Origin of the sequence: Shewanella sp. 10N.286.51.B8 (assembly GCF_041469325.1) — a bacterium.
GTDB lineage: Bacteria > Pseudomonadota > Gammaproteobacteria > Enterobacterales > Shewanellaceae > Shewanella.
In genome coordinates this window covers 19,060-34,399 of the sequence record NZ_JBFRKG010000003.1, presented here as the reverse complement: position 1 = coordinate 34,399, position 15,340 = coordinate 19,060, and the positions used below count along the sequence as shown (strand labels likewise).

At 41.8% G+C, this 15,340-nt stretch carries 13 protein-coding genes; 12 read left to right on the top strand and 1 reads right to left on the bottom strand.

The features are described from left to right. Positions 1-22 precede the first annotated feature (22 nt). The 7 genes from AB4160_RS00825 to AB4160_RS00795 all read left to right on the top strand — a co-directional run bounded on the left by AB4160_RS00825 (position 23) and on the right by AB4160_RS00795 (position 6,710). A complete protein-coding gene (locus AB4160_RS00825) occupies positions 23-946 on the top strand; it encodes a class I SAM-dependent methyltransferase (protein ID WP_102440549.1) in 924 nt (307 codons plus the stop codon). A gap of 507 nt (positions 947-1,453) precedes the next feature. Continuing rightward, positions 1,454-1,612: a periplasmic nitrate reductase, NapE protein gene (locus AB4160_RS00820; RefSeq protein WP_102440550.1), complete on the top strand. Its 159-nt coding sequence runs from the start codon at positions 1,454-1,456 to the stop codon at positions 1,610-1,612. A 41-nt stretch (positions 1,613-1,653) separates the two neighbouring features. Further along, positions 1,654-1,914, top strand: a complete 261-nt coding sequence (locus AB4160_RS00815) for a chaperone NapD (RefSeq protein ID WP_102440551.1) — start codon at positions 1,654-1,656, stop codon at positions 1,912-1,914. 2 nt (positions 1,915-1,916) lie between these two features. Further along, entirely contained in the window at positions 1,917-4,406 is a 2,490-nt protein-coding gene (gene napA, locus AB4160_RS00810; RefSeq protein WP_102440576.1) for a nitrate reductase catalytic subunit NapA, read from the top strand. Between the two features lie 11 nt (positions 4,407-4,417). Further along, complete coding sequence (locus AB4160_RS00805) at positions 4,418-4,888, top strand: nitrate reductase cytochrome c-type subunit (RefSeq protein ID WP_102440552.1); 471 nt, start codon at positions 4,418-4,420, stop codon at positions 4,886-4,888. A gap of 20 nt (positions 4,889-4,908) precedes the next feature. After that, complete coding sequence (locus AB4160_RS00800) at positions 4,909-5,496, top strand: cytochrome c3 family protein (RefSeq protein WP_102440577.1); 588 nt, start codon at positions 4,909-4,911, stop codon at positions 5,494-5,496. Positions 5,497-6,410: 914 nt separating this feature from the next. Then, the gene (locus AB4160_RS00795; protein ID WP_102440554.1) at positions 6,411-6,710 is read left to right on the top strand and encodes a hypothetical protein; all 300 of its coding nucleotides are present in this window, start codon (positions 6,411-6,413) and stop codon (positions 6,708-6,710) included. Positions 6,711-6,757: 47 nt separating this feature from the next. Here AB4160_RS00795 and AB4160_RS00790 read toward each other — a convergent pair whose 3' ends face one another. Continuing rightward, a complete protein-coding gene (locus AB4160_RS00790; protein ID WP_372003237.1) occupies positions 6,758-7,759 on the bottom strand; it encodes a D-alanine--D-alanine ligase in 1,002 nt (333 codons plus the stop codon). 618 nt (positions 7,760-8,377) lie between these two features. Between AB4160_RS00790 and AB4160_RS00785 the strand changes: the two genes are divergently transcribed. The 5 genes from AB4160_RS00785 (at position 8,378) to prpF (ending at position 15,334) form a co-directional block, all read left to right on the top strand. Beyond that, positions 8,378-9,037, top strand: coding sequence for a GntR family transcriptional regulator (locus AB4160_RS00785; protein ID WP_102440556.1), 660 nt, complete (start codon positions 8,378-8,380; stop codon positions 9,035-9,037). 65 nt (positions 9,038-9,102) lie between these two features. Then, on the top strand, positions 9,103-9,981 hold the full coding sequence (gene prpB / locus AB4160_RS00780) for a methylisocitrate lyase (protein WP_076536891.1): 879 nt from the start codon (positions 9,103-9,105) through the stop codon (positions 9,979-9,981). 211 nt (positions 9,982-10,192) lie between these two features. Next, on the top strand, positions 10,193-11,317 hold the full coding sequence (gene prpC / locus AB4160_RS00775) for a 2-methylcitrate synthase (protein WP_102440557.1): 1,125 nt from the start codon (positions 10,193-10,195) through the stop codon (positions 11,315-11,317). A 103-nt stretch (positions 11,318-11,420) separates the two neighbouring features. Continuing rightward, on the top strand, positions 11,421-14,036 hold the full coding sequence (acnD, locus tag AB4160_RS00770) for a Fe/S-dependent 2-methylisocitrate dehydratase AcnD (RefSeq protein ID WP_372003234.1): 2,616 nt from the start codon (positions 11,421-11,423) through the stop codon (positions 14,034-14,036). 104 nt (positions 14,037-14,140) lie between these two features. Further along, positions 14,141-15,334 (top strand): 2-methylaconitate cis-trans isomerase PrpF, encoded by a 1,194-nt coding sequence (gene prpF, locus AB4160_RS00765; RefSeq protein WP_372003334.1) that lies wholly within the window; start codon positions 14,141-14,143, stop codon positions 15,332-15,334. Positions 15,335-15,340: the final 6 nt, after the last annotated feature.

Here is a 15,340-nt window from a genome sequence, read left to right as displayed (position 1 = left end):
TTTACATAAATGAGCGTTATAAATGAATTCAAATGATTCAAATTTTCCTGCGGTTAACGCATTAGCCCAAGCACAATTAGGTGATGACCTTTGTCGCTTATTTCATGGTCGCGGGGGGCTCTTTAGCGGTTATGAGCATATTTGCTTAGACTGGTTTAACCCTGTGTTACTGCTTACCAGCTTTAAAGAGCTGCCAGAATCAGAAAGACAGTCAATGGTTGCTGATATAGAAGCAGTTTGGCAGCAGTGTCATGGCGATAAACCGTTTAATTTAGTATTTCAGTACCGTAATGCAGGGCAAACTATAACCGATGTTGTTGCCGGTGAAGTACCTGAAAAACACATAGTGACAGAAAATGGCGCCCATTTTTTAGTCCACCTGTTACGCGGGCAAAATCACGGTATTTTCCTTGATATGGCCAATGGTCGAAAGTGGGTTAAAGCACACGCAAAGGATAAAAAAGTGCTTAACCTATTTGCTTATACCTGCGCCTTTTCTGTTGTCGCTTTACAGGGCGAAGCGACTGAAGTGGTTAATATGGATATGAGCAAGGGCGCATTAGCCATAGGCAAACAAAACCATTTGCTCAATGATTTTGCTTCAGGCGCACGCTTTCTCGGTCATGACATCTTTAGATCATGGGGCAAACTAACCAAACTTGGGCCTTATGACTTAATTGTTGCCGATCCACCAAGTAATCAAAAAGGAAGTTTTGTTGCCACCAAAGATTATGTAAGGCTGCTGAGACGTTTACCAGAGTTACTGGCTGATAACGGTGAAGTGTTGTTGTGTTTAAATGCGCCTGAGCTTGGCTGTGATTTTTTAATGAAGCAAGTTGAAGAAACTGCAGAAAGCTTAACCTTTGTTGAGCGTATTGATAATCCCCCCGAGTTTACTGATATTGATGAGCAAAAATCCTTGAAGGTCTTACGCTATAAGTTATAAGTATTTAACCGTGTAGTGACACATCTATATTTCTTTAAAAAGCACAATTGAATAACAATTCAGTTGTGCTTTTTTATTTGAGGATAATTTAAAGGTGGAGAAGTGATCGAGGTAACTCGCATGGTTATCGGCTAAGCCTGTTTGAAATCACTAGAATGTTCTGTAAGTGTTTGATTAACGATTAACAAGTTGATAACTTTTGTGTTAGAGACTATATATACTTATGCATGAGTATTTCTCTCCAGTGGTTCTGGTTTAAATCGAATCAATTAACATGATTGAGATTTTTATTTTTGGCTGGATTTACTATTGAAGCGCTTTATTGTTCATATGCCATTTCTAGTTGTAATAATTGTTGGTTTTTTTATGATCTAGATCAACATTTATTCGTTTTACCAATTTGTGAGTATATAGTTTAGTCATTGATAAAAGATAGAATTCACACGAATATCAATCAGTAACAATTATGCTACATCCCTTTCCTTAGAAACCTCTGCCGGAGGCTCCATGAATATAGATTCTAAAACTGAGAAAAGCCTAGAACTTAAAATTTTTATATTTTTAACGGTTTTCTTAGCACCCATTTTGTCAGCGATACTCGTTAGTGCATTAGGGTTCACCATTTGGTTTAGTCAAATTCTTTCTGGCCCTCCTGGCGCTGGATAATCATAGAAATTAAAACAAAAATTAATAGAGAAGTAATCTTGATGAGCAAAAAAGAAATCCACGTAACTAGCCTGATAGTGCAAGTAAAACCAGAGCAAATGGCTGAAGTTCGCCAACAAATTATGGCCATGGACAATGCAGATTTATCAGTTAACAACGAGATGAAGATAGTCGTAGTGATTGAAGGACCAAGCCAGCGTTCCTTAATGGATGACATTTCAACTATTAACGCAATACCTGGTGTGCTTACTGCCACTATGGTTTATCACCAAAGCGAAGAGCTAGAAGAGGGTGAAGAATGAGTATGAACAGACGTGAGTTTATGAAGGCTAATGCTGCTATGGCAGCTGCCAGCGTGGCAGGCATGGCTTTACCGGCATCAGCAAGTAACTTAATTACTAGCTCTGAGCAGACCAAATTAGAGTGGAACAAAGCACCATGTCGTTTTTGTGGTACAGGTTGTTCCGTTATCGTTGCGACGCGTGACGGTAAAGTGGTTGCAACCCATGGTGACGCAAAAAGTGAAGTCAACAAAGGCCTTAACTGTATTAAAGGCTACTTCTTATCAAAAATTATGTACGGTCGCGATCGCCTTCAAACTCCAATGTTAAGAATGACCGACGGAAAATATGATAAGAATGGCGAGTTCAGCCCCATTAGTTGGGATACTGCGTTTGATACCATGGCTGAAAAATGGAAAAAAACCATTAAAGCTAAAGGGCCTACTGCAGTCGGCATGTTTGGTTCTGGCCAATGGACTGTGTGGGAAGGCTATGCAGCGGTTAAATTAATGAAAGCAGGCTTTGGTTCTAACAATATTGATCCCAATGCACGTCATTGTATGGCTTCTGCTGTTGGTGGATTCATGCGTACCTTTGGTATTGATGAACCCATGGGTTGTTATGATGATATGGAAGCGGCGGATGCTTTCGTATTATGGGGCTCTAATATGGCAGAAATGCACCCGATCCTTTGGACTCGCGTGACTGACCGCCGTTTAAGTGCACCACATGTGAAAGTTGCTGTGTTATCGACGTTCCAACATCGTTCATTTGATTTGGCGGATTTAGGCATAGTATTTACGCCGCAAACCGATTTAGCCATGCTTAACTTTATCGCCAATTACATTATTCAAAACGATAAAGTAGACAAAGATTTTGTCGCTAAGCATGTTAATTTCCGTAAAGGTGAAACGGATATTGGTTATGGTTTACGAGCCACTCATCCATTACAGAAAAAAGCCAAGAACGTTGAGACTGCGGGTGATTCAACCCCAATCGATTTTGAGCAGTTTAAGGCGTTTGTAGCTGACTACGATGTTAAATCAGTAAGCGAGCTTTCTGGTGTACCTGAGCACAAGTTGATTGAACTTGCAGAGTTGTACGCTGACCCTAAAAAGAAAGTCACCTCTTTCTGGACTATGGGTTTCAACCAACATACTCGTGGTGTGTGGTGTAATAACCTTATTTATAACATTCACTTGCTAGTCGGTAAAATTTCTACTCCTGGCAACAGCCCATTCTCATTAACGGGTCAACCATCAGCTTGTGGTACCGCGCGTGAAGTCGGTACATTCTCGCATCGTTTACCTGCTGATATGGTGGTTACTAACCCTGAGCATCGTAAACATGCTGAAGAAATTTGGAATATTCCAAGTGGCATAATCCCACCAAAGCCTGGCTACCATGCCGTTGAACAAAATCGCCGTCTTAAAGATGGTGATTTAAATTGTTATTGGGTTCAAGTGAACAACAACATGCAAGCTGCGGCTAACATGAACGAAGAAGGATTACCGGGTTACCGTAATCCAGAAAACTTCATTGTTGTTTCTGATGCTTATCCAACGGTAACAACACAAGCAGCTGATTTGATTTTACCTACCGCAATGTGGGTTGAGAAAGAAGGGGCTTATGGTAATGCAGAGCGTCGTACTCAATTCTGGCATCAAATGGTTAAAGCGCCAGGCGAGTCAATGTCTGACTTATGGCAGTTGATGGAATTCTCAAAACGTTTCACCACTGATGAAGTTTGGCCGCAAGATGTTTTAGATGCCAATCCTAAGTTTAAAGGTAAAACGTTATTCGAAGTACTTTACCAAAACGGTAATGTTGAGAAGTTCCCATTAAGTGATGCTGATCCTAAGTTCTTGAATGATGAAGCTAAACATTTTGGTTTTTACGTTCAAAAAGGCTTATTTGAAGAATATGCAACCTTTGGTCGTGGACATGGTCATGATTTAGCTGACTTTGACCGTTACCATGAAGAGCACGGTTTACGTTGGCCTGTTGTTGACGGTAAAGAAACCAAATGGCGTTTCCGTGAAGGGTCTGACCCTTATGTTAAAGCCGGTAAAGGTTTTGAGTTCTATGGTAAGCCAGATGGTAAAGCGGTTATTTTTGCACTGCCTTATGAACCAGCGCCAGAGATGCCAGATGAAGAATACGATATTTGGTTATCAACCGGTCGCGTACTAGAACATTGGCATTCGGGGTCAATGACCCAGCGTGTGCCAGAGCTTTATAAAGCCTTCCCTGATGCAGTGTGTTTTATGCATCCAGATGATGCTAAAAAACGTGGTTTACGTCGTGGTGATGAAGTGAAGGTTATTTCTCGTCGTGGTGAAATTAAAACCCGTATAGAAACCCGAGGTCGTAATAAGCCGCCTGTTGGCTTGGTATTTGTTCCTTGGTTTGATGCTAGCCAGCTCATTAACAAAGTCACGTTAGATGCGACAGATCCATTGTCAAAACAAACAGACTTTAAAAAGTGCGCGGTTAAAATCGTTAAAGCCTAAGGAGAGACACCATGAAAGCACGTAAAATATTGTCAATCATTGCGTTAGTTGGATTCTCTTTTGGTTTGACGGCAGCAACTGTGCCTGATGAGAAAGTTGCTACATTACGCCTTGCACCATTAAACGTTGAACCAACACCGCCTGTTATGCAGAAAGTGATTAATTCAGATGTTAAGCAAGTGCGTAATTACCCGATGCAGCCGCCAATTATTCCTCATAAAATTGATGGTTATCAAATTGATTTGAAAGTGAATAAATGTATGCAATGTCATGCGCGTAGTAGCACTGGGCATTCTCAAGCTCCTATGGTAAGTGTGACGCATTATATGGACAGAGATAATAATTTCTTGGCATCGTTGTCGCCACGTCGTTATTACTGTACTCAATGCCATGTATCTCAGTTAGATGCCAAGTTATTGGTTGAAAATGATTTTGTGGATGTTAAAGAACTCATGAAAAAATCTTCAACGACTGAGCATTAGGAGCATTTATGATTGCAAAAATACTAGAAAAATTGAAGTTAGTTTGGCAGGTAGTAAACAGGCCAAGTGTTCATTACAGCTTGGGTTTTTTGACATTAGGTGGCTTTGTAGCAGGGGTGATTTTTTGGGGTGGGTTTAATACCGCTCTTGAATTAGCAAGCACCGAGGAGTTCTGTACCAGTTGCCATGAAATGGAAAGTAATGTTTATCAAGAGCTGCAAAGCACCATTCACTTTACTAACCGAAGTGGTGTGCGCGCAACGTGTTCAGATTGCCATGTACCACATGAATGGACCAATAAAATTGCTCGTAAAATGCAGGCTTCGAAAGAAGTTTGGGGCAAGGTATTTGGCACCATCAATACTCGTGAAAAGTTTGAAGGTAAACGCCGTGAGTTGGCAGAGCATGAGTGGGCACGCCTTAAAGCTAATGACTCATTAGAATGCCGTAACTGCCATAATTTCGATTATATGGACTTTACGCGTCAATCGACTCGCGCTTCGCAAATGCACTCAACCTCATTAGCGAGCGGTGATAAAACCTGTATCGACTGTCATAAAGGGATAGCCCATCAATTACCTGATATGGCTGGTGTGGAAGGCTTTTAGTAAAAACCAATAGCAATAAATAAGGTCAGCGAAAGCTGGCCTTTTTTGGGTTTGCTTTTAATACTATTTGAGGCCTATGTCAGAGCAGGTATTCTTTGTGGCTGGCTTGTAAAATATTTGAAGTTTATAGCTGGGAATAATCATTGAGAAGTTAAATTTGAAGTAACGAAAATGGCTTATTGAAGTAACTAAACAAAGCTTACAGTACATCCATGTACATAAGCGGTTAGAGCACGATTAAATTAAATATTATTTTTCTGTAGTAGCTCAGACTTGATCTGACAGTTACCCATTTTTTATGGTGTCTGTCAGCTTAGATTTGAGCTAGATTTTTATCTGCCCAAATCTGTTTCCCATCCAATAATGTTTCAAGTGGCGTTCGACCAGAACACCTTGTACTGGTCAACTCAAATTGGACACTTTTAGTTGAGAATGTTCAAACTCTACAGGTGACTTAAGGTTTGAATCATTGAAATGAGGAGTTTGACTACAGCCAGATATGAGCATAAAACTGACTATGCATAAAACAATTTTTGACATTATTCCTTTCCGATTAAGTTATGAGAAACAACAACATAGAAGTAATACTATATATAACATTAAGCTGTTAGGTAAATGTTGCAATACTGTTCTAGTAAACGGATAAAATCAAGTTGTAAGTCATTTTGTTGACACTGGTTAAAAAGTTGACATCTTAATATGTTTTTATTTGACTGTGTTTGTTTTATTCTAATTCTCTATATTTCAATGGGTAGTATGTAATTTCTTGGGGTTAAACTACCGTTTTTTTCATTTGATGAATAATGTTTGGTCAGATGAGTTTGTTAAACTATTGTGCTGAAAATCGTAAAGTGCACTAAACTATTAGTTAGATTTAGTTGTAGTTTTTTTGATTTAAATACGAGGGCAATCAAATGGTGAGTTCAAAAGATTTTGCGAATTGGCTAATGATTCAATTTGAACAATTAGAGAATGGAGTAAGCTTAACGCGAGGAGACATTAATCAGTTAACAGGCAGGCAGAATTTTTCTTTGGTATTTGTACATGATATTCATTATGAATTAATGCAACATGGGATTGCATTCGTCACTGATACCTACCGTGAGCGTTTCTATATGGTCAGGGTTCAAGATAACCCTTGGCGCAAACAATTGGAAGATGCTGGCCATCAGCAAACATATTCCAATATTGTTTCAATCAATATGACGCGATAGCTATTTTGTCGTTAATCGTCGTATCAAGTGGGTATATGTGTTTAGATTTATAATTGGCTTTTGATGTTTTCAACCAAGTAATCAGAAAAGTTTTCGCCGTGGTTTTGTAGCATTTTTGGAAACATGGAAATTGGTGTAGAGCCAGGGAAGGTATTAATCTCGTTTAATAAAATTTCATTCTCTTCGGTTAAAAAGAAATCAATTCTTGATAAGTGACGTAACTTCATCCCTTTAAATGCTTTTATCGCATACCCGCGAATCGCTTCAATCACATCCTCAGATAAATTCTTTGCGACTACATTGGTGGTCGCCTTACTTGAAGCATTATATTTTTCTTCAAAAGTATAAAAAGTGTTACTGGCACAAATGATCTCACCTGGCAGTGTTGCTATTACTTCACCTTGATATTGATAAACTGCGACTTCTAACTCTCGGGCGATAATGGTCTTTTCAACCACCACAGAAGGCGCAAAACTGAAGGCATCAGTTAATACTTGTTGTATTTGCGTTGCGTCATCAACTTTATAGCAGCCCACTGATGAACCTTGAGAGGCGGCTTTAACAAATACTGAGCCCCATTCTGATAAGGCTGCTGCCGTTTGTTGTATAGCGTCATCATTTAGTTCATTAAGAAAAATATAAGGCGTATTAGGGATGCCTAAGGCGCTAAACCACATTTTGGCGGTGATTTTGTTAAAACAGTTTCTTGAGGCTTCTGACTCACAACCAAAGTAAGGCAATTGGATTAAATTGAAATAAGATTGAATGTCACCGGTCTCACCGGGAAATCCATGAATACAAGGAATGACATAGTCTACAGGCCAAGGTGCTTTTTGCTGATCTTCAAAACGAATTTCGCGCTTATTGGTTAGCTCACAAACATTACCATCTTGATCGTGATAATGGCCATTTTTATCAAGTTCAACTCGCAGTAAATTAATCTCGTTACTATTTGCGAGAGATGATTCAAAAAAATCAGCTGATAACAAAGACACATCATGCTCTGCACTGCCGCCGCCACAGATTAAAAGTAAGTTGATAGTTGTCATTGTTGCTCCGCAAAATTGCTGATGGATATCACTGAATGTGCATTAAATTAACTTATGATAATGAACTGACAAGCCACTAGGCAAGAGCAGGGCTGAGTAAATGGTGAACAAAGCAACAAATAGTCATGAACACCGCTTAATTGCGCGTTTTATGGGCAATAAAGTTGTGCCATAGCCATATTATTTACTTGGGATATTTAAAACGGCTTAGGTGTACTCCCTAAGCTTGCTTGGCTGTTATACATTTATTCATTGCCCAATGTATGGGGCTTATGGGTGAGTTTATTCATCCGCTCCGTCACGATTTATCCATTTATCCATTTATCTGTCTATCTATCTATCTGTCTATTTATAAATAAGGGAGGCGTTAACCGAGCATGGGTGTTTTCTGTGTTAGTTCTCTGTGTTAGTTCTCTGTGTTATTTCTCTGAGTCATATCGCGAGCTTATATCGGTAAACATACTTTGCCCTGCTTATGCTTTAGCCACAACTTAGCAGCGTTGATTTATCACTGGCGTTTTATACTTTTGTCGACAATCTAGCTTGTTTATGTTGACCACTTGTTATTATTGGCTTATATTGTCGACAATTATTCTTTGGTCAGACAGCCTACTTTAAATGACATTTTTTACTGAACAGCCCATTACAGCAGCCGATAAAACCTTTTTTGAGTTAAGAAAGGACATCGTTGAAGGCGATATTACGGCAGGCTCAAAACTGAGTGAAACAGAACTGTCGACAAAGTACGCCGTTAGCCGCGCAGTTATCCGCGAGGCAATAAACCGTTTAGAGTCATGCCATTTGGTTGAACGTAAAGCCAATATAGGTGCCCGAGTGGTGGCATTAACGCCTGAAGGGCTCATAGAGTTGTATCAAGTGCGCGAATCCCTTGAAGGCATGGCGGCTAGGCTTGCCGCTAAAAACATGACTGATGAAGAGATTGCAGATTTATTAACGCTTCTGAGCAAACACTCTAATGAAGTGAAATCTGGCGAGTCTTATTATCAAGAAGCAGGTGATGTGGATTTTCATTACCGCATTATTCTAGGGAGCAAAAACAAACACCTCATTTCTGTGCTGATAGACGGTATGTATCACCTTATTCGTATGTACCGAGTGCAATTAGGCATGGCAGGACCTCGGGTGACAACTGCCTTTGAAGAACATACCCATATAGTTAAAGCCATTTCAAATCGTGATGAAGAGTTAGCAGAGATGCTAATGCGTCGTCACATCATGTACTCCAAAAATAATATCGAAACTAAATTAAACCGTTAATTAAGCTTCGGCAGTTAAGCGTAAACAACTGCCGCATAGCAATAACAAATAGAGAGAGGGATATCATGAGCGCAGGCAAAAAATTCCGTCAGGCATTAGTCGACAACAAGCCACTACAAATCGTTGGAACTATTAATGCGTATTCAGCAATGATGGCGAAACAAATTGGTCATCAAGCGATATATTTATCGGGTGGCGGTGTGGCGAACGCATCTTATGGTTTACCTGATTTAGGTATGACGTCACTCAATGATGTGATTGTTGACGTTCAGCGTATTACTTCAGCCTGTGACTTACCACTATTAGTGGATATCGATACCGGTTGGGGTGGTGCATTTAACATCGCTAAAACCGTTCGTGATATGGAAAAAGCCGGCGCTGCAGCTGTGCACATGGAAGATCAAGTTGCGCAGAAGCGTTGTGGTCATCGCCCGAACAAAGAGATTGTGTCTACTGAAGAAATGGTTGATCGCATTAAAGCGGCTGTCGATGCCCGTATTGATCCTGATTTTTTCATCATGGCAAGAACCGACTCATTTGCTCAAGAAGGTTTAGAGGCGGCGATCGCCCGTGCTAAAGCCTATGTTGCCGCCGGTGCAGACGGTATTTTTGCCGAAGCGGTAAAAACTGAAGAGCATTATCGCGCCTTTGCCGATGCACTTGATGTACCGATTTTGGCTAACATCACCGAGTTTGGTCAAACAGAGTTATGGAACAAAGAGCAACTCGGTCAGTGGGGCGCAGCCATGGTGCTGTATCCGTTAAGTGCATTTCGTGCGATGAATAAAGCCGCTGAAAATGTCTACAGCGCAATCTTAAAAGATGGCGACCAAAAAGCGGTTGTCGACACCATGCAAACCCGTATGGATTTATACGATTACCTCGGTTACCACGATTATGAGCAAAAGCTTGATAGCTTATTTGCTGAAGGTAAAAACAAGTAATTACTGGCAAGACATAAAAGCAGTTTTCTGTTGATAGAAAGTGTTGATAAACAGTGTTTATAAGCTTTGTCGTTGTAGCAATAGCGATTTATTGCGATTGGATGATTAATGCACAAATATTGTTCTTGAACAAAGATTGTCGACAAGCAAACCGATAATTTAAAAGACAACCAAATAGTACTCGAAACACATAAAAGAATAGGAAATCATTATGGTAGACAAGAAACTAAGTGGTGCAGGCCTTCGTGGTCAAAGCGCAGGTGATACAGCATTATGTACCGTAGGTAAATCAGGCTCAGGTTTAACCTATTGCGGTTACGATGTTGCCGATTTATCTGAAAATGCTACTTTTGAGGAAGTCGCCTATCTATTATTTAATGGTGAATTGCCAACGCAAGATCAGCTAGATACTTATAAATCAGTATTGACGACTCAGCGTGATTTACCACAAGCATTAAAAGAAGTATTACAACGTATTCCTGCCGATGCGCATCCAATGGATGTGATGCGCACTGGTTGCTCATTTTTAGGTAATCTTGAGCCAGAAGCTGATTTTGCTGAGCAACATAAAGCAGCAAACCGCTTACTCGCCGCTTTTCCTGCCATCATGTGTTACTGGTATCGTTTCAGCCATGAAGGTGTTGAAATTGACTGCGTTACAGATGAAGAAACCATCGGCGGCCACTTCTTAAAACTATTGAATGGTAAAACGCCTTCAGAGCAACATCGTAAAGTGATGGATGTATCGTTAATACTTTATGCAGAGCATGAGTTTAACGCTTCTACCTTTACTGCGCGCGTATGTGCTTCAACCTTATCTGACATGTTCTCGTGTATTACCGGTGCTATCGGTACTCTTCGTGGCCCACTTCATGGCGGTGCTAATGAAGCAGCAATGGACATGATCCAAAAGTTTACTTCGCCAAGCGATGCTAAAGCGCAAATGGCAGGCATGCTAGAGCGTAAAGAAAAAATCATGGGCTTTGGTCATGCGATTTACCGCACTTCAGATCCACGTAATGTGATCATTAAAGCCTGGTCAGAAAAACTGGCTCAGGAAAATGGCGATACTAGCTTGTACGACATCTCAGTGGCTTGTGAAGAGTTTATGTGGGATACAAAAAAACTATTCTGTAATGCTGATTTCTTCCATGCATCGGCTTATCATTTTATGGGTATTCCAACCAAGCTATTTACGCCTATCTTTGTGTGTTCACGTCTTACTGGCTGGGCTGCTCACGTCATGGAGCAGCGCTCAAACAATCGTATTATCAGACCAAGTGCTGATTACATCGGATCTGAGCCACGCACTGTAACGCCAATTAGCGAAAGATAAACAGTCAAAGGCTGGCCAATGGGTCAGCCTTTTGTTTTTCAGACCTTGTTGAACATGCAAATTGCAAACTAGCTAACAATTACCAAACTTGATGGATTGGGTTATGAATTCAAATTATAGAAAACCGTTACCAGGTACAGAGCTGGATTACTTTGATACCAAAGCTGCTGTTGATGATATTCAAGCAGGCGCATTCGACAAACTGCCATACAGTTCTCGTGTTTATGCCGAGAACCTTGTACGCCGTTGCCCACCTGAGACGCTAACAGATTGCTTAAAACAAATTATTGAACGTAAGCGAGATCTCGATTTCCCTTGGTTTCCAGCCCGTGTTGTTTGTCACGACATTCTTGGTCAAACCGCATTAGTTGATTTAGCGGGTTTACGTGATGCTATCGCTGAAAAAGGCGGCGACCCATCAAAAGTGAACCCAGTAGTGCCAACGCAGTTGATTGTCGATCACTCTCTGGCTGTCGAACATGCAGGTTTCGAAAAAGATGCCTTTGAAAAAAACCGCGCCATTGAAGACAGACGTAATGAAGACAGATTTCATTTTATTAACTGGACTAAAACGGCCTTTAAAAATATTGATGTGATCCAGCCCGGTAACGGCATCATGCATCAAATTAATTTAGAGAAAATGTCGCCAGTGGTGCAAGCCCGTGAAGGCGTGGCATTTCCTGATACCTTAGTGGGCACAGATAGCCATACGCCCCATGTGGATGCTTTAGGTGTTATCGCTATTGGTGTTGGTGGGCTTGAAGCTGAAAGCGTGATGCTAGGTCGCCCATCTTATATGCGTCTACCTGATATTGTCGGTGTTGAGCTGGTCGGCGAGCGTCAATCAGGCATTACTGCGACAGATATTGTGTTAGCGATTACCGAGTTTTTACGCGAGCAAAAAGTAGTATCAACTTACCTTGAGTTTTATGGTGAAGGCGCCGCTAATCTGACATTAGGCGATCGCGCTACGATTTCAAATATGACGCCAGAATTTGGCGCCACAGCAGCGATGTTTTATATCGATGATAAAACCATTGATTACTTAAAACTGACTGGCCGTGATGATAAACAAGTTGAGTTAGTTGAGACTTACGCCAAACAAAATGGCCTATGGGCTGACACGCTAGTTAATGCAGAATATGAACGCGTGCTGCGTTTTGACTTATCCAGTGTTGGACGTAACATTGCAGGTCCTTCAAACCCACATCGCCGCGTATCGACAAGTGATTTAGCCGCTAAAGGCATTAGCGGTATTGTTGAGAATGAAGAGGGCTTAATGCCTGATGGCGCTTGTATTATTGCCGCCATTACCAGTTGTACTAACACCTCTAACCCACGCAATGTGATTGCTGCAGGCTTAATCGCCCGTAACGCCAATGCCAAGGGGCTTACACGTAAACCTTGGGTTAAAACCTCATTAGCACCAGGCTCAAAAGCGGTGCAGTTGTATCTTGAAGATGCCAATTTATTAACCGAACTTGAAGCCTTGGGCTTTGGTATTGTCGGTTTTGCCTGTACTACCTGTAATGGCATGAGTGGCGCGCTCGATCCTGTGATTCAACAAGAAGTGATTGAACGTGATTTATATGCCACCGCGGTGTTATCAGGTAACCGAAATTTTGATGGTCGTATTCATCCTTATGCGAAACAAGCGTTCTTAGCCTCGCCGCCACTGGTGGTTGCCTACGCTATTGCTGGCACCATTCGTTTTGATATTGAAAAAGATGTTTTAGGTAAAGATCAACAAGGTAACGATATAAGGCTTAAAGATATCTGGCCATCAGATGCTGAAATTGATGCGGTTATCGCTGCTAGCGTTAAGCCTGAGCAATTCCGCAAAGTGTATGAGCCAATGTTTGATATCAAAGTTGAATACGGCAGCGACTCTTCAGCTAAGATTGATCCACAGTATGATTGGCGCCCTCAAAGTACCTATATCCGTCGTCCTCCTTATTGGGAAGGCGCATTAGCGGGTGAGCGCGCCATGAAAGGCATGCGCCCATTAGCGGTATTAGGTGACAACATCACTACCGATCATTTATCACCATCAAACGCTATTATGCTTGATAGTGCAGCAGGTGCTTACCTTGATAAAATGGGCTTGCCTGAAGTTGATTTCAACTCATATGCCACCCATCGCGGCGATCACTTAACCGCACAACGTGCCACATTTGCTAACCCTAAACTATTTAATGAAATGGTGACCACCTTAGGTAAAGATGGCAAGCAAGTGATTAAGCAAGGTTCTTACGCCCGAATCGAGCCAGAAGGGCAAGAGTCGCGCATGTGGGAAGCCATTGAAACCTATATGGAGCGTAAGCAGCCACTTATCATCATCGCAGGTGCTGATTATGGTCAAGGTTCAAGCCGTGACTGGGCAGCCAAAGGGGTCCGCTTAGCGGGCGTTGAAGTGATTGTTGCTGAAGGCTTTGAGCGTATCCATCGTACCAACCTTGTAGGAATGGGCGTGCTGCCGCTTGAGTTTACCAATGGCGAGAACCGTCATACCTATCAAATTGATGGTACTGAAACCTATGATGTTATTGGTGAACGTACTCCAGGCGCTGCACTCACGGTTATCATCACGCGTCATAACGGCGAGCAAATAACTGTCCCTGTTAAGTGTCGATTAGATACGGCTGAAGAAGTGTCTATCTATGAAGCGGGCGGTATTTTACAGCGCTTTGCACAAGACTTTTTAGAGGCCAGCCATTAGTCATTAGCGATTAGTCATAAGTAATTATAGCTGCGTTAAATTTAACAAACATCAGCACAATGAATGCCTCTCACTCATTGTGCTGATTGATTTTAGGAAACATGATGTCTCATATTCCACAAATAAAAATTCCAGCAACCTATATGCGTGGTGGCACCAGTAAAGGGGTGTTTTTCAATCTAACTGATTTACCTAAATCCGCTCAAGTGGCTGGCGATGCCCGCGATGCCATGCTGCTTAGAGTCATCGGCAGTCCAGATCCTTATGGTAAGCAAACTGATGGTATGGGCGGCGCGACTTCAAGTACTAGCAAAACGGTAATACTGTCTAAAAGCGCCCACGCCGATCACGATGTTGATTACCTTTTTGGCCAAGTGGCAATTGATAAACCCTTCGTTGATTGGAGTGGTAATTGCGGTAATTTAACTGCAGCCGTAGGTTCATTTGCCATATCCAATGGCTTAATTGATAGTAGCCGCGTACCTGAAAATGGTATTGCGGTAGTGCGTATATGGCAGGCCAATATCAGCAAAACCATAATTGCGCACGTGCCAATGGCTAACGGCGCAGTGCAAGAAACCGGTGATTTTGAATTAGACGGGGTGACCTTTCCTGCAGCCGAAGTACTGGTTGATTTTTTAGCGCCAGCAGACGCTGATGCGGCGATGTTCCCAACTGGTAATGTGGTGGATGATTTAGTTGTGCCAGAGCTTACCGCAAAAGGGATCCCATCCATTAAAGCCACTATGATTAATGCAGGTATTCCAACGATATTTGTTAATGCTGCCGACATTGGTTATGTGGGTAATGAGCTTCAAGATGACATAAACAATGATGATAGCGCATTAGCATTTTTCGAAAGCTTACGTGCCCATGGCGCAGTGCAAATGGGGTTAATTAAACACATTGATGAAGCCGCAGCGCGCCAACACACGCCAAAAATTGCCTTTGTGTCGCCGCCAAGTGCATATAACTCATCAAGTGGAAAAGCGGTATCTGCCATTGATATTGACTTACAAGTGCGGGCATTATCAATGGGTAAACTGCACCATGCCATGATGGGTACAGCAGCGGTAGCAATAGGCACGGCTGCTGCCGTTGAAGGCTCGCTAGTAAATCTTGCAGCTGGTGGACAAGCACGTACTTCAGTGGTGTTTGGTCATCCATCAGGTACTCTAAAAGTGGGCGCAGAAGCGACATTATCCAATGGTAGCTGGCAGGTGAATAAAGCCAGCATGAGCCGCAGTGCAAGAGTGCTTATGGAAGGTTGGGTAAGAATACCTGGGGATAGTTTTTAGGTTGTT